The following is a 19,398-nucleotide window of genomic DNA, read 5'->3' on the forward strand; positions in this document are numbered from 1 at the left end:
CCCCTTCAGAATTTTGAAGGCACTAATTTCCAAAATTCACCTGCTAAAGCTTCTCCACCACTATCGGTCCGCTCACAGTAGGTCAACAGGCCTAGTGGAAACCGAATGTGGTTGCAATCACCTGAATGTGTTTCGTGCAGCATGAATATTTCTTGTTTGCCTGCAGCTTTCTGCCCTTCCATAATTGGAAACTTCATGACGAGATGATTAAGGTGAGAGCAAGGATTTCAATGACCAATAGCAGCAGGCATGAACTGCCCTTAAGCCACATAGTATTTTTTAAAAAGCAGGTTTGCTTCTGCCTTGCCTCTAGCGCAGGAGTGCTTAGGTGAGTACGGATGCTTATATCACCGGCTTTGGTGTCGGGTTCGGACTCATCCTTGCCATCGGGGCGCAAAATGCTTTTGTGCTTCGGCAGGGGGTGCGGGGGCAGCATATTGGGTTGGTGGCACTAACCTGCGCTTTTTCTGATGCACTTTTAATCACCGCTGGGGTGGCTGGCTTTGAAGTGCTCATATCACAATACAGCTGGCTGGAAATGTATTTCTCATACATTGGTGCGGCGTTCTTGTATGCATACGGGGCACGTAGTTTTTATGCGTCAATAGCCTCACAAACTGCGCTTAATCCGGCAGTCGCCGCGGGTGTTGGCTGGGCGCCGACATTCACCATGTGCCTTGCTTTGACTTGGTTGAACCCACATGTTTATCTGGATACTGTTTTCCTGATAGGTGCCGTTTCTCTTAGATTTCCAGATGCTGAAGTGGCGTTTGCTGCCGGTGCAATCTCGGCGTCTTTGCTTTTCTTTTTAAGTCTTGGTTATGGCGCCGCAATGTTACGGCCGCTTCTGGCAACCGCTGTAGCTTGGAAGGTTCTGGAGTTTTGTGTGGGGATCGTGATGTGGGCTATTGCCACTAAGTTGCTATTATCCACGCTCTCGATGGGGTAGGGAGCTTGTATCTCAGTCCGCAAAACCCTAGCGGACTGAGATGGGCGATAATGCTTATGCGCGCTTAAATTAAGTGCGCAAGTATATCTTTTTCAGTGATTATTCCTACGGCCTTACCGTTCTCTGTAATCGTCAACGCCTTGGAATGAGACTGGAATTGTTTGATTACATCTCTCATTCCCGTATGGGTATCACACTCTATGAACTCGGTGGGTTGATCGTTCCCTAATAGCGGCCGCATGATATCTTTCGCGCGTAGAACGTTGAGTGGGTTCATTTGCGAAAGGAAAGAGGCTACATAGTCATCCGCAGGATTTTCCATGATGTCCTGTGGTGTACCGATCTGCGCAACGTGCCCGCCTTCCATGATTGCGATACGGTTGCCGATCTTGGCGGCTTCATCCAGATCATGTGATACGAAAACAATCGTTTTATGCAGCTTTTCTTGTAGCTCCAAAAGCTCGTCCTGAAGGTGATTACGGATGAGAGGGTCAAGAGCTGAAAACGGCTCATCCATGAGCAGAATTGGTGCTTCTGTCGCAAAGGCCCTTGCCAAACCTACGCGCTGCTGCATGCCACCGGAAAGTTCGTGTACATACTTGTCCGCCCAAGCATCTAGGCCAACCAGCTTTAACTGCTGTTCAATACGCGCTGCGCGTTCTCTCTTTGGTATACTTGAAAGCTCAAGACCAAAGCCCACATTGTCATAGACAGTGCGCCAAGGTAGAAGGCCAAACTGCTGGAATACCATGCCGATGTTGTTACGGCGCAACTGGCGAAGGTTATGGGCGGAGCAGGTGGTCGGGTTTACCGCCTGTTGGCCGTCCCACACGAGGACTTCACCGCGAGAAATCTTGTTGAGGCCATTTATAGCGCGCAATAGTGTAGATTTTCCAGAGCCAGATAAGCCCATGAGCACGAGGAGTTCACGCTGTTTAATGTCAAAGCTGGCGTGGGCAACACCCACTAGCTGACCGGTCTCATTCTGAATTTCTTCGCGTGTTTTACCAGCATCAATGAGCGGGAATGCTTTTTGAGGAGCATCTCCAAAAACGATGGAGAGATCTTTGAAGGAAATCATTGGATGGGTCATCGGTTGCCTCCCGCATCATTTGCCCTGAAAAATCGGTCCAGAATGATTGCGATGAGAACAATTGCGATACCCACTTCAAACCCTTGCGATATATTCACTGTGTTTAGTGCTCGCAGTGTTGGAACACCTAAGCCATCAGCGCCAACGAGTGCCGCAATTACCACCATGGAAAGGGAGAGCATGATTGTTTGCGTAAGGCCCGCCAGAATATTCGGCATGGCGTAGGGCAACTCAATCTTGGTCAGCTTCTGCCAGTAGGTGGCTCCAAAAGCTTCACCGGCCTCCAAGAGGTCAACGGGCGTTGACGAAATGCCGATTTGTGTGAGGCGTATGGAGGCTGGTAGGGCGAAAACCACCGTGGAGATGAGGCCGGGAACAACGCCCAGGCCGAACAGGATCAGAGCCGGGATCAGATAGACGAAAGTCGGGATCGTCTGCATCAGGTCCAGAACCGGGCGAATGGCTGCAAAAAAGCGCGGGTGGTGCGCTGAATAAACACCCACGGGAACGCCAATGAGCATACACACAAAGGTGGAACAGAGGATAAGCGAGAGTGTTTCTGTTGTTTCCTCCCAATACCCCTGATTAACAATAAGAAGCAGGCTGAGGGCTACAAATACCGTAAAGGCAATAGAGCGGCGAACAAGATATGCGCCAAGGGTGACAATTGCAATTGTCAAAAGAGGAGGGGGAGTTTGAAGGATCCATAGAACACCGTCAATGAAGGTTTCGATTGCGATAGATACAGCATCGAAGAACCATGTTGCGTGGTTAGTGAGCCAGTTTACCCCCTCGTTTGCCCAGTCTCCTAGGGGGATTTTGTAGTCTGTTAACCAGTTCAACATGAAACCTCAGTTGTGTTTATTTTAATTAGGGGTCTCTTTGCCCCATTTATGATAAAGCAGTGGCAAAATTTTACCACTGCTTAAGATTTGAATTTTGTAGAGAGTTAGAGGCCGAGAGTTGCTTTAGCAGCTGTCAGAGCGTCTTTACCATCATTTGTCTTTACGCCTGCGAGCCAATCGTTCAAAGATTCAGGATTTTTCTCAATCCATGCCTGCGCAGCTTCATTTGGCTTTTCACCATCATTAAGGATGGCGTTCATGACGTCATTTTCCATTTTCAGCGTGAAGCGTAGGTTTTTCAGGAATTTACCGACGTTTCCGCACTCCTCAGCATACCCTTTGCGTACATTGGTCATAACTTCAGCTCCGCCAAAATTTGGTCCAAAGAAATCATCACCACCGGATAGGTATTCAACTTCAAAGTTGGAGTTCATAGGGTGAGGGGCCCAGCCAAGGAAAACAATGTCCTTTTCACGACGGTCAGCGCGTGCAACTTGCGACAGCATCCCAGCCTCTGAGGATTCGACCAACGAGAAATCAGAGAGGCCAAAAGCGCCTTCTTCAATCATGTCCAGAATGATACGGTTTCCATCATTGCCAGCTTCGATGCCGTAAATTTTCCCAGAAAGGTCCTCGGAGAAGTCGGCGATATCTGAAAAGTCCTTGAGGCCCTTTTCATAGGTATACTTAGGAACAGCTAAAGTATACTTGGCGCCTGTTAGGTTCGTTGTTAAAGTTTCAACTGTTCCGGCTTCACGGTATGGGGCAATATCGGCTTCCATAGTTGGCATCCAGTTGCCGAGGAAAACATCAATATCTCCACTGGCCATTGACCGGTAAGTTACTGGAACAGAAAGAACTTTTACATCTGTCTTGTATCCGATTGATTCAAGAAGTACCGTGGCGACAGCTGTTGTAGCTGTAATGTCTGTCCAGCCCACATCTGAAAAGCGAACTGTGTTACAGCCATTTGCTTCAGTTGCGTTGGCGGTGCTAATGCCTACTAGTATTGCGAAAGTAAAAGTAGAGATATAGTTTTTAAAATTATGTTTTTTAGCCATTGGACATCCTCGAAAGAGATTTGATTTATAGCAAAGCGCAGTCAACGGTGAATGTCGTCAGATCTATACTTCAATTACATCGCACCAAATCCATACAAGGGTGCGTCAATATAGACAGTTACGCAAAAAATCAAGGTTTGCTATGTTAATAAATTAGAATTTATTAGTGTACTTACTTTTCAAAGGGTCTGATTTCAGGTACAGGTGCCAAGAAACAGTACAGCGATATTCGTTGTTGAATTCCAAATATCAGGGCGCGTGATCTGCACACAAGGTGTGGTTTTCTGTAGGGCCCTCTAGCCGTATTCCCAGATAACATAAGGCAGGTATAATGCCTGAAAATAAAAAAAGCCAATGAGTGTTGATTATATTGTTGTTGGTGCCGGTTCCGCTGGTTGCGTTCTGGCAAACCGCCTCTCCGAGAATCCTGAAATAAATGTCGTATTGCTTGAGTTCGGTGGAACTGATGCTGGCCCGTTTATTCAAATGCCAGCTGCGCTGTCCTACCCCATGAACATGGCAATGTACGATTGGGGCTATGAATCTGCCCCGGAGAAGTATTTGGGGGGGCGTACACTTCCAACACCAAGGGGCAAAGTTATGGGGGGCTCGTCCTCCATAAACGGAATGGTTTATGTTCGCGGTCATGCCTGTGACTTTGATAATTGGGAAGAGATGGGGGCCAGAGGATGGTCATATGCAGATGTGCTTCCCTATTACCAGCGACTGGAAAATGCTGGAGTGGGTGATGATGACTGGCGTGGTAGAAAGGGGCCGTTGTATGTTTCGCGCGGCACAGGCTGGAACCCGCTTTATAAAGCCTTTATAGATGCTGGCGTTGAGGCAGGTTATGCGTTCACCGAGGATTATAACGGGGAGCGGCAGGAAGGCTTTGGCGAGATGGAGATGACAGTCCATAAGGGGCGCCGCTGGTCCGCTGCAAATGCCTATATCAAGCCGGTCAAGTCCCGAGGTAACCTAGATATTCGCTCCCGCTGTGCTGTTCGCAAAGTCCTTATTGAAAATGGCCGAGCCGTTGGGGTGGAGTATTCTCAAGGAGGTGAAGTAAAGACCCTCCTCTGTAATCGAGAGGTTATCCTTTCAGCTTCCTCTATCAACTCTCCAAGAATCTTAATGCACTCGGGAATTGGGGATGCGGCAGCCCTGCAAAAGCTCGGGATCAACGTCGTTGCGGACCGTAAAGGTGTTGGCGCGAACCTTCAGGATCATCTGGAGCTTTATCTCCAGCAGGCCTGTACGCAGCCTATCACCCTTTACAAGCACTGGAACCTGTTCTCGAAGGCAATGATTGGGGCCCAGTGGCTCTTTGGTAAAAAGGGATTGGGAACGTCCAACCACTTTGAAAGCTGTGGCTTTATTCGCTCGCAAGCTGGTATCAAGTATCCTGATGTCCAGTTCCATTTCCTTCCCTTTGCCGTACGTTATGATGGCAAGGCCGCGGCTGAAGGGCACGGCTATCAGGTTCACGTTGGCCCCATGCGCTCCAAGTCCCGCGGAAACGTTGCGCTGACATCTCCTGATCCAAGTGAAAAGCCTCGTGTGCACTTTAACTACATGAGTCATGAAGAGGACTGGGTGGACTTTAGAAACTGTATCCATCTTACTCGGGAAATTTTTGCGCAGGAAGCCTTTAACCCATATAGGGGAAAGGAAATTCAACCAGGTTCTTCAGTGGCTTCTGACGAAGAATTAAATAATTTCATTAAGGAGCATGCCGAAAGTGCCTACCATCCGTGTGGCACGTGCCGCATGGGAGATGCTGAAGACAAAATGGCAGTTGTGGATCCTGAGTGCCGTGTGATTGGCATTGAAGGACTTCGGGTGGCAGACAGCTCTATTTTCCCTCAGATTACAAATGGTAATTTGAATGCACCCTCTATAATGGTTGGAGAAAAGGCTGCGGACCATATTCTTGGTAAGGATCCGTTGCCAGCTGTACTACAGCAGCCCTGGATTCACCCGGACTGGGAAACGCAACAGCGTTAAGCCTCACGGAACGATTGAAAAAGAGTATTTGAAATGAAGTACCAACCAAAAGCATCCCATTATGTGAATGGTGAATATTTGGAGGACGCAGCGGGTGAGGCTATTGAGAGCATCAGTCCTGCGACAGAGGCCGTTATCGCTCGTGTGCACTCTGCAACGCCAGCCGTTATTGAAAAGGCTATGAGCGCTGCGGGAGAGGGGTTTACGGTCTGGCGTAAGACTGCGCCTGCTGAGCGTGCTCGTGTTTTGAGAAAAGCTGCGGACTTGATGCGAGAGAAAAATCAGGAACTCTCCGAGCTTGAGACAATGGACACCGGCAAACCTCTACAGGAAACGCTTGTGGCTGACGCTGCATCTGGCGCCGAAGCGCTGGAGTATTTTGCGAGTATTGCTGCTACTGAAAAGGGGGAGCATATTAATCTGGGCGGTTCATACGCTCTGACGAAGCGGGAGCCTCTTGGAATCTGTCTGGGCATTGGTGCGTGGAACTACCCAATCCAGATTGCTTCATGGAAAGCTGCTCCTGCCCTTGCTGCTGGCAATGCCATGATCTTTAAGCCATCTGAACTGACGGTTCTAAGTGCTTTAAAACTTGCGGAAATTTTCACCGAAGCTGGCCTGCCTGCTGGTGTATTCAATGTGGTGCAGGGAACCCGTGAAGCTGCTTCCACACTTGTGAACCACCCGCAAATTGCCAAGGTTTCCTTAACTGGCTCCGTGCCCACAGGCAAGAAAGTTGCTGAAAGTGCCGGACAGTCCTTAAAGCACCTTAGCCTGGAGCTGGGCGGTAAGTCTCCGATCATCGTATTTGAAGATGCGGATATTGAAAATGCAGTCGGTGCCGCCATGAATGGAAACTTTTATTCAACGGGCCAGATCTGCTCAAACGGCACGCGTGTTTTCGTTCATAGCGCCATCAAGGACAAGTTTTTTGCAAACTTGAAAGAGCGAACCGAGAAGATTACTATTGGCGATCCTATGGATGAAGCCACCCAGCTTGGTCCGCTTGTGTCCAAAGCGCAGCATGAGAAGGTGTGCTCTTACATTGAACTTGGTCAAGAAGAAGGTGCAACACTTGCCTTTGGTGGCGGGAGTCCTGCTGTTGAGGGCGTAAGTTCAAGCCTTTTTGTGGAGCCGACGGTCTTCACGGATGTAAAAGACACCATGCGCATTGCTAAAGAGGAAATCTTTGGCCCGGTTATGTGTGTTCTTGAGTTTTCCGAGGAAGACGATGTGATTGCGCGGGCAAACGATACCGAGTTTGGTCTGGCTGCGGCTGTCTTTACAAAAGATATCCAGAAAGCTTACCGCGTTATCGATCAGCTGGAAGCTGGCACCTGTTGGATCAATAACTACAACCTGACACCCGTTGAAATGCCGTTTGGCGGCTTTAAACAGTCAGGTATTGGCCGTGAGAACGGGCACTGGGCTCTGGACCAGTATTCTCAGGTCAAATCCATCTATGTTGAGATGGGTGATGTGGAAGCAGGCTGGTAAGCCGAAACATGTGAAAGGCCTGCGTGTTAAGTAGGCCTTTTTACTTTTTGTAGTTCCCTTATATACCTATCTTCCCTTGGGGAGAACTTTCCTGAACGCTAGGGGTAAGGTGCGAAATTCCTTTATACTCCGAATTTTACTGGGAGAGGTTCGTTAGAGTGGAAGATCAAAGGAAACCATACCACCACGGAGATTTGGCCAGTGCGTTACTTGTGGCCGGTCGTAAATATCTTGCGGAAAAGGGACTGGATGGTTTATCACTTCGCGTCGTTGCGGCAGAGGTTGGGGTGAGTGCGCCTGCGTTGTATGGACATTTTCGTAGTAAAAAAGATCTTGTTAAAGCGATCTGCGCCGATGGCTTTCGAGAACTCGCCGACGAAATGGAAGTATGTGCCATAGGTGACCTCTCGGCAACCGAGCGCGTTACCCGTTACGGGTTGGTTTACGTTCAGTTTTCCCTAAACAATCCTGAGATATACCGTGCAATGTTTGTAAGTGGACACCTTCAAGTGCCAGAAAGGCAAAAGGAACAGTCTCAGAATTTCGCTAATCAGGCTCGGAGGGCCTATCGACTTTTGGAGGAAGGGTTTAAACCCCTAAGCCATAGTGATCAGCAAGCCAAAGTGCTGGCTGCACGCGCATGGGCTCTCGTTCATGGCCTTGCTTCCCTGTTTAACGAAGGCTTGCTCAGTTTACCGGAAACAGGGAAGGAGGACTATATTCGCACGTTACTTGCTAGCCGTATTACTCAGCAGGTTTCAGGTTCCGAAGTTCCTTCCGCAGAACCTTCCCAACAATAGTTTTTGGTAGATCTTCCATGAATTCCACTTCAACAGGGACTTTATAGGCTGTTAGGTGTTCCTTGCAGTAATTCAATATTTGCGCTTGAGACAGTGACCCGCTGTTGGCGACAACAAAAGCTTTAGGAGCTTCACCTCTTTTTACGTGAGGGATACCGATCACAGCAACCTCCGCAACGCCTTCAATTTCTGTAATGATATTCTCGATTTCGTTGGGGAAGACATTAAATCCGCTCACAAGGATCATATCCTTCTCGCGGTCAACGATAGACAGGTATCCATTGCCATCCATGACTGCGATGTCTCCCGTAGAAAGCCATCCACCCTTGAAGGTTTTTTCAGCCTCTTCCGGTCTATTGAGATACTCCTTGGTGACGTTGGCGCCTTTCACGAGCAAGTGCCCTGGAGTTCCAGATTCTACAGGATTGCCGTCGTCATCTTCAATCCGAATGGAAATACCTGCTGTAGGTATGCCAACGGTCCCCAGCTTCTTGGTATGATCTGGAATATTGAAGCTGACAACGCAGGCTGTCTCGGTCAGGCCATACCCTTCGCAAATCTGGCCAACAAGGGCTTCCCACTTTCGCTCCGTTTCAGGCCTCAAAGCAGTGCCACCGGCAATGCTCAGCTTAATCGCCGGTGGATTTTTGGTGAACCACTTCTCGGTGAGTAGGCCCGCGTACAAAGTTTCCACGCCGGTAAGCCAGTCAACGGAATAGGCATCAAAAGCAGGTTTTAGGTTACTCAAGGGGCGGGGATTGGGAATGAGGATGTTACGTGCCCCAATACACAAAGAAATGGAAAGGTTTAGCATGAATGCAAAAATGTGGTAGAGCGGTAGAACTGTTAAAATGTTCACCTGTTCCTCTGTCACCAGAACCCGGTCGCTTAAGGTCAGGGTCATGGACACGCAAGAAGTCAGGTTCTTGTGGGTGAGCACGGCTCCTTTACTGACGCCGGTTGTGCCTCCTGTATACTGCAGGATTGCTGGGCTGTCTGAATTGATAGAAAGAATAGGAAATTCTGTCTTCTTCGTCTTTCGTCCTTTTTTCAAAGCCCCTTCAAAAGGCTCATAGGCAAAGTTAATTGCAGGAACAGCTTTCTGCACGTTGCTTAGAAAAAACTTGATTTTATTGGAGGTGACAAAGGGGAAAAATTCCCATGGCGCGGCCAGTATAATTTGCGAGAGTGCAACCTGTTTTTGAACCTTCTCAATCTGGCCTGCAAACATATTGAAGCCAATAAGAGTTTTAGCGCCCGAATCGTTGAGCTGGTGAACAATTTCTCTTGCCGAATACATGGGATTGATGCTTGTCACCGTTAGCCCAGCCCGCATGGCTCCCAAAAGAGCGATGGGGTAGTGAATGCTGTTGGGGAGCTGAATGGCCAGAACATCTCCTTCATTCAGGCCCTGCGTGTGCCGGAGATAGGCCGCCATCTCCGTGATGTGGCGGTCCATCTCCTTGTAGGTTTTTTCTAAAATATCACCGCTTTGCAAAACAAGGGAGAAGGCGACGCGATCCCCATGAGACGCAACAGCGCTATCCCATATATCGATATAACGCTCAAACTCCGTATTTTCTGGATCAAAGTCCAGTTGTTCCGGCATATAGAACTGCGTCCATGGCTTTTGTGTGCCATCTATTGTTATATTCGTCATTCTTCCCCCCAAGAAGTTCTTATGGTTTTGTATAGCTAGAGTAGGATTTCAATATCCTCGACTGGAAAAGCGACACACGAGTGCAGCCATCCAAATGTGCGGTCGGACGCGCGCAGTTTCGCTTCAGATGGGTTGAACACTTTCCCTGAAACCAATTTGCACCGACATAAGCTGCATTCACCAGAACGGCAGGCATTTTCAGCACCATAACCATTGCGTTCCAGAGAGTTGAGCAGCGGTTCCCCAATCAGTGCCTGATAACTCCCCTTACCCTGCACGGTTACGGTGACCATATCTTGCGGCGAAACACCCTCAGGCCAAAACTCTAAATTTTCAGGGTTCTTGGGCGGCCCGTTCACTTCCATACGAATGCGTTTGTCCTGCACTCCGAGCTTGCAAAGCTCTTCCTTGCAGAACTCATTCATTGCTGTGGGACCGCAGATGTAGAACATTTTACCGGTAAGTTCTCCCAAAAGCTCACCGATAAGCTCTGCAGTAATAAAGCCGGTTGTGCCGGCGTAGGCAGTATCGGGCTCGGAGATAACCTCAGATATCTTCAGGAAGTCATGCTTGCTTTCCAGCGTTTTAAGTTGATCTTGAAAGATGATGTCGTCAACGGTTCTGGATCCATAGATCAGATGGAAGTTATAGGGTAGACCCTGATCAATGATTGACTGGATCATGCTCATGGCCGGGGCTACGCCGGACCCGCCAGCTAAAAATACAAGATCCTTACCGTGAAACAGTGGGTTATGGTAGAAAGACCCCATAGGTCCGGTTGTTTCAAAGGTCTGTCCTACCTGAACTTCTTCCAGTAGGAAGCGACTAACGAACCCCTCTGCTATATAGCGGATTGTGATGTCATAATATTCGCGCTGTGAAGGGGCGGAAGAGATGGCAAAAGGTCGTGCTGTGCTGACGCCGTCAATATCTACAAAAATGTTGATATACTGCCCAGCCTGATAAGGGGGCAAGAGGCCTGCCTCAGGTTTCAACCGAAGAGTTTTACAGGTAGGCGTTTCGGAAATGACTTTGCTGACTGTCAGATTCAGACGTTTTGGGTGAAGTTTGTTAATGCACTTGGTTACTTCGCCTTTGGCCTCACTGAAGTCAGTTCCGTTTTTCTCGCGGTTTGAAATTTCGGTGATCGTTTCGTCGTAACCGTTAATGGCGCTTAAAAAAATATTCTCAGGCATGAGCGGTAACCTTTTCAGTCAATGCTTTGTGTTTCTTGGCAATAGCGGAGGCTGTGGTGATTCCCGCTTGATAGGTAGGCTGGAAGCCTCCCATTCCGCTCCATGCGCCCGCGAGATGAAGCCCGCTGATTTCCTTTGAGTTATCGCGAAAGAGAGTGGCGTCAGATGCATCCTGGTCGAAGCCGTAAATTGCCCCGCCCGGTGTGTTGAGATACCGCATCATGGTAAGAGGAGTTGCCACCTCAGCCTCTTCGATATGCTCACGAATGCCGGGAACGGCAGTTTCTGCCAAATCTAGAAGCTTGTCTGCCAGAGCATACTTGGTTTTGGCATAATCGGCTTCGGGAACCTTCTCCCATTGGCTGCCATATTGAATGCACATCAATGCAACATGGCTTTTGCCCTTGGGTGCTGCGCTCGGGTTCTCCAGATTATAACAGGTCAGTAGGCAGCCTGTAGGGTCTTCCAGTGATGAAGCGCGCCTGTAGGCTTCTTCATGGTTCAGGTCTTTACTGATGAACGTGGAAGCTTCGGTGACTCCCAGTTCCTGCGGCGTGCAGTCCAGACCAAGATAGATTACAAAACCTGAAACGCCCAGACTGCGCGATTTAAAGTCTGTTTTCACTTGCGGAATTGGTCTGTCGCTTTCCAGCAATTCATTATAGGTAATAATTGAGCTGGCATTGGAAATCACATGGTGACAGCTGTATTCTTCCCCGTGCTCGGTTCCGACAGCTTGTACAGCACCGTTCGTTGCAATGATTTTTTCAGCTGCACAATTGAAGCGGACCTGACCGCCTGCCTCAAGGAAGACTTCAAGCAAGGCATTAGAAAGGGCCTGAGACCCTCCCTTAACGTGATAGGGTTTGTAAGTAGCGTACGCAAAGAACATTGTCGCCAAATCAACAAATGCAATTTTGTTAGGAGGCATGCCCACATAGCCCCAATAGTTAGCTAGAAGGAATTTCAGTTTTTCATTCTTGAAGAATTCATCCAGAACTTTGGAGGCGGGGCGCAGCCCATACTTGACGTAGTTACCACAGTTTTTCTCTAATGCCTTGGTATCTCCAGTTTTTCTGATGTTTGGCAGCAGCATATAGGCTTCTATAGTCAGGTTTTTACATAGTTCTAGATATCCATCGACGGCACCTGCATCCTCTGGGAAGTTTTCTTTTAAGACCTTTGAAATTCCCCGGTTGCTAGCGGGAAGGGTGATGTCAAGTTTTCCCGGCACAATTGAGCGATAGAGAGAAGCTTCCTCAACAAACTCCAGCTTATTCATAATACCAAGCTTTGTGAATAGCTGGCGCAGAATAAATGGGTGCTTCTCTGTTCCCATTCCGGAAAGCTGGTGGAGGGCAACCTCGAACTCGTAGTCACCACGCACAAATGAAGTTGCGCAGCCCCCGGGGATATTATGGCGCTCTATGAGCAAGGTCCTCAGGCCTTTTTGCTGCAGGGTTGCAGCCGCTGTAAGGCCGCCGTTACCCGCGCCTATCACAATCGCATCAAAGTCTTTCATAGAGTCTCCCATACTCTTACCTCCACTTCCTCAAGCGCATCGATGACGCCAAACAGAATCAGAAAATTCCAAATATCCAGCTAATCTTTACATCGTTAAGATTAATGAAGTTGCTGAATATCTGTCAACTCATCAATAATATTCGGAATAAAATAATTTAAAAATATTCCATAAACATTTTGTAAGGCATTTTTTACCATATTCATGCCTTAAAAACCTTTCTCCATGAAACGGTAACCGACGAGCAGCAGCGCTGTTCTTTCTATTTAACTTGAGTTGTCTGGATGTTCGAAGAACATGTGTCACTTAAATACCGTGGGCAAGTTGTTAGATATGGGCGACCTAGAAATTCCCGTTTATATAAAATTGAGGATATTCTGGTTTGTTAATGCTTAATTATTTCGGTTTAATGATTAAGAATGGCAAGAGGGGCAATCAGCGTGAACTGGGTGAAAGTAATTATACACTTCACCTTGTGTTTGACCTGAGTGGTGATTTTATTGAGTGCGACGAGAATGATAAATTATACTTTTTCGAGTAAGGGCCATTTCAAGGTGCAGGCTGCAATTAAAAATATGTCTTCACCTTTTAGAAGGCACATCAGGTTGGGTGTTCGCTGTGGCACGCTTTTGGGTGCTTGTATTGTTTTGGCGTCGTGCGGTGGTGACACCGACAAAGTCAAATTTAGTGAAAAAAAATACGGTGTCACTGCTAGTCCGCGTATTGTGTCTGGAACAAAACCTGTTCCCAAGGGTGGCGGGCGTTCTGTTGTAGGTAAACCATATAAAGTGGCCGGTAAATGGTATTACCCCAAAGATGACCCCAAATACAAGGCAGTTGGCTTAGCGTCTTGGTATGGGCCAACATTTCATGGCCGTATGACTGCTAATGGAGAGATCTTTGATCGAAACGGTTTGACAGCTGCGCACACAACTATGCCGTTACCCAGTTATGCTCGCGTGACAAATACAAACAACGGAAAATCAATGGTCGTGCGTGTTAATGATCGTGGGCCATTTCATGGAAATAGGGTGATTGATCTTTCCGAAAGAGTTGCCAGCCTCTTGGAAACTAGGCAGTCGGGTGTAGCAAAGGTAAAGGTTGAGTACTTGGGCCGTGCGCCTTTGCATGGCCGAGATGAAAAATACCTACTGGCTTCCTTTAGTGGAAAGGGAAGCTCTGCACCTGGAACAAGCAGGCCTGATACTATGTTGGCCTTTGCTCAACCCAAACAAGTGCCAAATTTGGCTATTATCGGCCGAGCTCCAGTTCCCATCAGCCGCCCCTATGATGTTTATACTACTGCTTCCGTTGTATCTGTGAGCCATACATCTGCTGCATTGGGTAGTCTTGATCCTGCTTTGGTCTACAATAGGCAGAAAAGTACGATCACAGTCGCTACTTCTAATAGTTTTAATGATCAAATCGGCTCTATATTAAATCAGATTGATCACCGCGATTCTTTGAGACCTGTGACTGTCAAACCTTCATATTCTGTAAATGGAGCTGCACAGCAAGGTTCACTTGGAGTTCTTCCAGTGCCAGCTCCGCAAGCGTACTCTCTTCAAAGGGGAAGCGCAGTCTCATCCTATGCAGCGGTTTCTCGTATATCCAGTGCCCATGAGGTTTTTAAAGACTTTTCTAGTGGTGTTGGGTTAAAGAGTTTGGCTGTGGCAAGCGCGGAGAATTAGCGTTAATATTTCTAGCCTAACCTTAGAACCTATAAGATTTCTTCTTTTAAAGGAAAATGCAGGTGTTGGTGCGTAGTAGTTGGGCTAGAAACTTTTTCGTAACAGTGCTTTACATTTGCACTAAGTTTATCATGATGCTGGATCTGGCTGGTTTGCTCAAAGTTTACCGAGGTTTATTGGGACTTGGTGCTGTAGTAATTTTCTTCCTTTCAATGGGGCACTCGGCACAAGCGATTATTCTTAAATCCAAGTCCGCGATTCTCTATGATGCAAGTGCCGACAAAGTCATTTATTCAAAAAACTCAGATAGTCCTTTTCCTCCTGCTAACTTGACCAAAATCATGACGTCTCTAGCCGTTGTAAACGCCTTGAGAAATGAGGAAATTGCGGGACAGACACCACTTCGGATAAGTGAGCATGCGTGGCGTACAGGCGGTGCACCGGCACGTGTAACGACTATGTTTGCAAATGTCCGCAGTACTGTAAGCGTTGACAACCTTCTGCAAGGATTGGTTGTTCATAGTGCGAACGATGCTGCAATAGCTCTTGCCGAGGGTATAGATGGTGACGAAGCCAGTTTTGCTGCAAGAATGTCTGAGACTGCTGCTGGCCTTGGTATGCTGGGAACGACCTATGCTAATCCAACTGGCTATAAACACAAATATAATCAAACGACACTAAGTGATCAGATTCTATTAGCTCGCCACATAGCTAATGAAGTTCCTGATCTCTTCGCGCTTTATGGACAAGAGAGCTTTAAATGGAATAAGATTTTACAAAGAAATAAAAATCCTCTTCGTAAGGAAATCAAAAACCTAGAGGGGTTTGCCGCAGGGTATACGCGAGATTTTGGCTTCTCGGCTATTGGGACTATACAGATTGGAGCGAAGAGATACATTGCTGGAGTGGCTGGAGCTCCCACTGCAGAGGATCGTCTTGACGATATGAAAACCCTATTGGTTCGGGCATTTTCCTCTCTAACAATTCTTCCCATTTTTGATAGGGGGGAATATGTTGGACAGGCCTCAGTTTATGGGGGGAGTTCTCCTGATGTTCCTCTTATAGCAAAAGATACGATTGCTGCGCTTTTGAATACAGGCGATAAAAAGTACTACAGTTTAAAAATATCCTATCAGGGGCCCCTTACAGCACCTGTGAAAAAAGGTACTGAAGTGGGGGAACTTCAGATATTATCTAAAAATGACGTGATTTATCGCGCACCTCTTATTACAGGTGGAGATGTAGGCGTTGGGAGCTTGAAGCAAAGGTCCACAGATGCTGTTGGCGAGTTATTCTGGAAAATATTCTAATACTTAGAGACGGGCAGGAGCTTTGAAGAAAGTGCGCGGCAAGTTTATAACATTTGAAGGCGGAGAGGGGGCCGGTAAATCCACCCAGATCCAAGAGTTGAAAAAGCAGCTTGAAGCTCAAGGCTTTTCAGTCGTGATGACACGGGAACCGGGGGGCTCTGCTGGAGCAGAGTTGCTTCGGGAAATTTTACTTTCTGGACAGGCCCAGCGTTATGGTGTTGATGCGGAAGCTGTATTATTCGCAGCAGCGCGCGCTGATCATATTGATACTGTAATTTCGCCAGCTCTTTGTAAAGGCCAGTGGGTTTTGTGTGACAGGTTTGCTGATTCCTCACGCGTCTATCAAGGAGAGGCAGGAGTTGAGAAAACTCTCATTAATCATTTACAATCGCTGGCAATTAACGAAAACGATCCTGATCTGACTATTTTGATAGATGTTCCAGTTGATATTGGTATGTCCAGAGTAACCAAAAGAAGCGATGATGGTCCAGACCGCTTTGAACAAGATACAACTACAACCCATGAACGGCGGCGGGCATTGTTCCTTTCCATGGCGGGGCGGGAAGTGGACCGCTTTGTAGTTGTTGACGGTTGCCAAGATGCTGCGACTGTTTCCAAAAATATCTTAAATGCAGTGTGTGGAAAATTTCCCTCATATATGAAAGAAGCCACCTTAGGAAGTTCCCAGTAGTCTCATGGCAAAAGCAATGCAGTCAATTGAAGTCCCCGAGGCGGATCAGCTTGAAGGGATGGCTCTTCCTCGTGAGCAAAGCGTCCTTTTTGGCCATAAAGAGGCGGAACTAAAGCTTCTGAATGCCTATAAATCTAGCCGTTTCCACCATGCATGGATTCTAGGTGGCCCAAAGGGTACGGGAAAAGCGACACTTGCGTTTCGTTTCGCAAAATTTGTACTTGCCAATCCAGACCGATTTGGATTGGAAGTTCAATCAGCAGTGAACCTGAATGTACCTGCACAGTCGCATAACGCTCGAATGGTATCTGCCGGGTCCCACGCGGATCTTCTTCATTTACGCAGGCCTTGGAACGAGAAGAGCAAACGGTTTATGCGGGATCTTCCTGTATCTGAAGTGCGTAAGACTGTCCGGTTTTTCGGCTCAACTTCCGCTGGCGGGCAGTGGAGGGTATGCCTTATTGATGCTGCCGATGATATGAATGCAAATGCAGCCAACGCTCTTTTGAAAATATTGGAAGAGCCTCCAGAAAATTGTGTTTTTCTGGTCCTCTCTCACAGTCCTGGACGATTGCTACCAACTATTCGCTCCCGTTGTCGTCGTTTGGATATGCGCAAGCTAAATGATAATCAGCTTTTAGAAGCTTTGTCATTCTATGAAGCGTTCCATGATGGGGAGCCTGAGAAAACAAAGGCATTACTGACCCTTGCTAATGGTAGCTTGCGAAATGCCTTCATAGCTTTGGAAAGTGGCGGACTGGAGCTTGCGGCTAAATTCAATAGTCTGACGGTTCATTTGCCACAGTTGGATATGCGTGAAGCACATAGCTTTGCAGAACAGGTAAGTGCGCATGGAGCTGATGACCTTTGGATCAGCTTTCTGGACTTGATACGCAACTTTCTTTCGCTGCAAGTTGGAAAAGGCACTGATATGCCAGCCAAGCATCTTGTTTGCTGGACAGACTTGTGGGAAAAGGTTGGCAATGCAGCAGGCGCAACCGATGCTCTAAATCTTGACAGGAAACAAGTTGTGCTCTCCTTCCTCATCGAACTGCGAGAAGTGAGCCGGCGCAATACTGGCATTTCCTGAGTTAACGCTTGGGACATCGCGCAGCCTGCTTTAAATTTAAACTTTAATTGAGGTCGCACGATCATATGACCGGCAAGTCACCTTTTTATATTACAACTGCGATTTCCTATCCAAACGGGGCACCGCATATCGGACACGCTTATGAGGCAATCGCAACGGATGTACTCGCCCGTTTTCAGCGTTTGGATGGCCACGATGTTCATTTTTTGACAGGAACTGATGTCCACGGTCAAAAAATGCTGCAAACTGCAGTAAAAGAGGGGATATCTCCTTCTGAACTTGCCGATCTGAACTCAAAGCGCTTCCGCGAAATGGTGGAGATGCTGGGTTGCTCGAATGATGACTTTATCCAGACCAATGAAGAGCGCCACTTCAAAGCTTCCCAGGCGATTTGGCAGCGTATGGCGGACAATGGTGACATCTACAAAGATAGCTATTCTGGCTGGTATTCTGTTCGGGATGAAGCATACTACCAAAAAGGCGAAACGGAGCTTCGTGAAGATGGAGTTCGTTATGGCCCACAAGGAACGCCTGTGGAGTGGGTAGAGGAAGAAAGCTACTTTTTTAAACTTTCTGCCTATGAAGATAAGCTATTGCAGCTTTATGAAAGCCAGCCTGATTTTATAGGTCCCTCCAGTCGCCGCAATGAGATCATGAGCTTTGTGAAGGGCGGTTTACGCGACCTTTCCATTTCTCGTACAACATTTGACTGGGGTATTCCGGTTCCTGGAGATGAAAAACATGTGATGTATGTTTGGGTGGATGCACTGACAAACTACATAACCGCTCTGGGATATCCGGATCTTGACGGCAATATGGATAAGTTTTGGCCTGCCAATGTGCATGTGATTGGCAAGGATATTATCCGTTTTCATGCGGTTTACTGGCCAGCATTCCTGATGTCAGCCGGAATTGCTCTTCCTGAACGCATTTTTGCGCACGGTTTCTTATTTAATAGCGGCGAAAAGATGTCAAAGTCTTTAGGGAACGTAATTGCGCCTGCTGATTTAGTGGAAACTTATGGCTTGGATGCCGTCCGATTTTTCTTCCTTCGCGAAGTTCCTTTTGGACAAGATGGCAATTACTCTCATGAACAAGTGGTGAACCGCATTAATGCGGACCTGGCCAATGATTTGGGTAATCTTGCCCAGCGCTCAATTTCTATGATCTTCAAGAACTGTGAAGGCAAAATTCCAGAGGCTAAAGAACTTAGCGATACAGACAAGGACATTCTTGCACAAGCTGATGCCATGTTGGATGCGTGTCGTTCCTACATGAGCAAGCAAGAAATTCATCAATCTTTGAATACTATCTGGACAGTTGTTGGAGAAGCAAACCGCTATTTCGCCTCTCAGGAGCCATGGGCTCTAAAGAAAACCAACCCAGGGCGCATGGCAACAGTTCTGTATGTTACCGCAGAAATTATTCGTCAGGTGGCCATCCTTGCACAGCCTGTTATGCCTAGTTCCGCTTCTAGACTCTTGGATCTTCTGGAAATCCCAGAAGATGAGCGTGGCTTTAGTCAACTCATGCAAGACAAAAAGCTGAAATCTGGCGTGAAAATTTCCAAACCTAGTGGTATTTTCCCACGCTATGTGGAGCCGGAAGTCGCCAGCTAAGCTAAAAGAAACACTACGATTAAAACCCCGCAGCCAGTTTGTGGGGTTTTATTTTATTTCTTTCTGAACCAAGACATACCAGCGGCACCTGCTTTTGACTTGGGCGGCTCGCACGGGCGGTATGGACCGCCAAACACTGCCAGACTGGGTGCACCGGTTGGTATTCATTGATGAGGCAAGTATAAAGACCAATATGACGCCGCTACGTGGGCGCCGCTATCGAGGCAACCGACTACCGCACCTTTGGGCAAGTGGCAGACTCAGGCCTTCATAGCTGGGTTACGCTGTGATAGTCTCCTTGCCCCTTGATGATTCAGGGAGCCATGAATGGTGATACCTTTGTTACCTATATCAAAACTCAATTGGC

At 47.6% G+C, this 19,398-nt stretch carries 16 protein-coding genes; 9 read left to right on the forward strand and 7 right to left on the reverse strand.

Annotated features, from left to right (window positions below):
• Nucleotides 1–5: 5 nt before the first annotated feature.
• Complete coding sequence (locus P6574_RS09165; protein ID WP_310620021.1) at nucleotides 6–197, reverse strand: hypothetical protein; 192 nt, start codon at nucleotides 195–197, stop codon at nucleotides 6–8.
• A 131-nt stretch (nucleotides 198–328) separates the two neighbouring features.
• Between P6574_RS09165 and P6574_RS09170 the strand changes: the two genes are divergently transcribed.
• Nucleotides 329–949, forward strand: coding sequence for a LysE/ArgO family amino acid transporter (locus P6574_RS09170; protein WP_310620022.1), 621 nt, complete (start codon nucleotides 329–331; stop codon nucleotides 947–949).
• Nucleotides 950–1,013: 64 nt separating this feature from the next.
• Here P6574_RS09170 and choV read toward each other — a convergent pair whose 3' ends face one another.
• The 3 genes from choV to P6574_RS09185 all read right to left on the reverse strand — a co-directional run bounded on the left by choV (nucleotide 1,014) and on the right by P6574_RS09185 (nucleotide 3,948).
• Complete coding sequence (choV, locus tag P6574_RS09175; RefSeq protein WP_310620023.1) at nucleotides 1,014–2,042, reverse strand: choline ABC transporter ATP-binding protein; 1,029 nt, start codon at nucleotides 2,040–2,042, stop codon at nucleotides 1,014–1,016.
• Entirely contained in the window at nucleotides 2,039–2,884 is an 846-nt protein-coding gene (gene choW, locus P6574_RS09180) for a choline ABC transporter permease subunit (RefSeq protein WP_310622136.1), read from the reverse strand. The genes choV and choW overlap by 4 nt, the downstream gene beginning before the upstream one ends.
• Before the next feature lie 107 nt (nucleotides 2,885–2,991).
• A complete protein-coding gene (locus P6574_RS09185; protein ID WP_310620024.1) occupies nucleotides 2,992–3,948 on the reverse strand; it encodes a choline ABC transporter substrate-binding protein in 957 nt (318 codons plus the stop codon).
• 354 nt (nucleotides 3,949–4,302) lie between these two features.
• On the opposite strand from P6574_RS09185, the gene betA reads away from it, so the two are divergent.
• From betA to P6574_RS09200, 3 genes are all read left to right on the forward strand, one after another.
• Entirely contained in the window at nucleotides 4,303–5,955 is a 1,653-nt protein-coding gene (gene betA / locus P6574_RS09190; RefSeq protein ID WP_310620025.1) for a choline dehydrogenase, read from the forward strand.
• 33 nt (nucleotides 5,956–5,988) lie between these two features.
• Nucleotides 5,989–7,452 (forward strand): betaine-aldehyde dehydrogenase, encoded by a 1,464-nt coding sequence (gene betB / locus P6574_RS09195; RefSeq protein ID WP_310620026.1) that lies wholly within the window; start codon nucleotides 5,989–5,991, stop codon nucleotides 7,450–7,452.
• 158 nt (nucleotides 7,453–7,610) lie between these two features.
• The gene (locus P6574_RS09200) at nucleotides 7,611–8,252 is read left to right on the forward strand and encodes a TetR/AcrR family transcriptional regulator (RefSeq protein ID WP_310620027.1); all 642 of its coding nucleotides are present in this window, start codon (nucleotides 7,611–7,613) and stop codon (nucleotides 8,250–8,252) included.
• On the opposite strand, the gene P6574_RS09205 is transcribed toward P6574_RS09200, so the two are convergent.
• Genes P6574_RS09205 through P6574_RS09215 form a run of 3 tightly spaced genes read right to left on the reverse strand, consistent with a single transcriptional unit; the run spans nucleotide 8,197 to nucleotide 12,630 of the window.
• Nucleotides 8,197–9,912, reverse strand: coding sequence for an AMP-binding protein (locus P6574_RS09205; RefSeq protein WP_310620028.1), 1,716 nt, complete (start codon nucleotides 9,910–9,912; stop codon nucleotides 8,197–8,199). The genes P6574_RS09200 and P6574_RS09205 overlap by 56 nt on opposite strands.
• 35 nt (nucleotides 9,913–9,947) lie before the next feature.
• Nucleotides 9,948–11,108 carry an FAD-binding oxidoreductase gene (locus tag P6574_RS09210; protein WP_310620029.1) on the reverse strand — a complete coding sequence of 387 codons (1,161 nt, stop codon included), beginning with the start codon at nucleotides 11,106–11,108 and terminating at the stop codon, nucleotides 9,948–9,950.
• Nucleotides 11,101–12,630: a phytoene desaturase family protein gene (locus tag P6574_RS09215; protein ID WP_310620030.1), complete on the reverse strand. Its 1,530-nt coding sequence runs from the start codon at nucleotides 12,628–12,630 to the stop codon at nucleotides 11,101–11,103. The genes P6574_RS09210 and P6574_RS09215 overlap by 8 nt, the downstream gene beginning before the upstream one ends.
• Before the next feature lie 575 nt (nucleotides 12,631–13,205).
• On the opposite strand from P6574_RS09215, the gene P6574_RS09220 reads away from it, so the two are divergent.
• From P6574_RS09220 to metG, 5 genes are all read left to right on the forward strand, one after another.
• Nucleotides 13,206–14,321 (forward strand): septal ring lytic transglycosylase RlpA family protein, encoded by a 1,116-nt coding sequence (locus P6574_RS09220; RefSeq protein ID WP_310620031.1) that lies wholly within the window; start codon nucleotides 13,206–13,208, stop codon nucleotides 14,319–14,321.
• A gap of 68 nt (nucleotides 14,322–14,389) precedes the next feature.
• Entirely contained in the window at nucleotides 14,390–15,631 is a 1,242-nt protein-coding gene (locus P6574_RS09225; RefSeq protein ID WP_310620032.1) for a D-alanyl-D-alanine carboxypeptidase family protein, read from the forward strand.
• Between the two features lie 31 nt (nucleotides 15,632–15,662).
• A complete protein-coding gene (gene tmk, locus P6574_RS09230; RefSeq protein ID WP_310622137.1) occupies nucleotides 15,663–16,322 on the forward strand; it encodes a dTMP kinase in 660 nt (219 codons plus the stop codon).
• Between the two features lie 16 nt (nucleotides 16,323–16,338).
• Nucleotides 16,339–17,412 carry a DNA polymerase III subunit delta' gene (locus P6574_RS09235; protein ID WP_310620033.1) on the forward strand — a complete coding sequence of 358 codons (1,074 nt, stop codon included), beginning with the start codon at nucleotides 16,339–16,341 and terminating at the stop codon, nucleotides 17,410–17,412.
• 65 nt (nucleotides 17,413–17,477) lie between these two features.
• On the forward strand, nucleotides 17,478–19,031 hold the full coding sequence (gene metG, locus P6574_RS09240; RefSeq protein WP_310620034.1) for a methionine--tRNA ligase: 1,554 nt from the start codon (nucleotides 17,478–17,480) through the stop codon (nucleotides 19,029–19,031).
• Nucleotides 19,032–19,398: the final 367 nt, after the last annotated feature.

It is taken from the genome of Pseudovibrio sp. M1P-2-3 (assembly GCF_031501865.1).
Classification (GTDB): Bacteria; Pseudomonadota; Alphaproteobacteria; order Rhizobiales; family Stappiaceae; genus Pseudovibrio; species Pseudovibrio corallicola.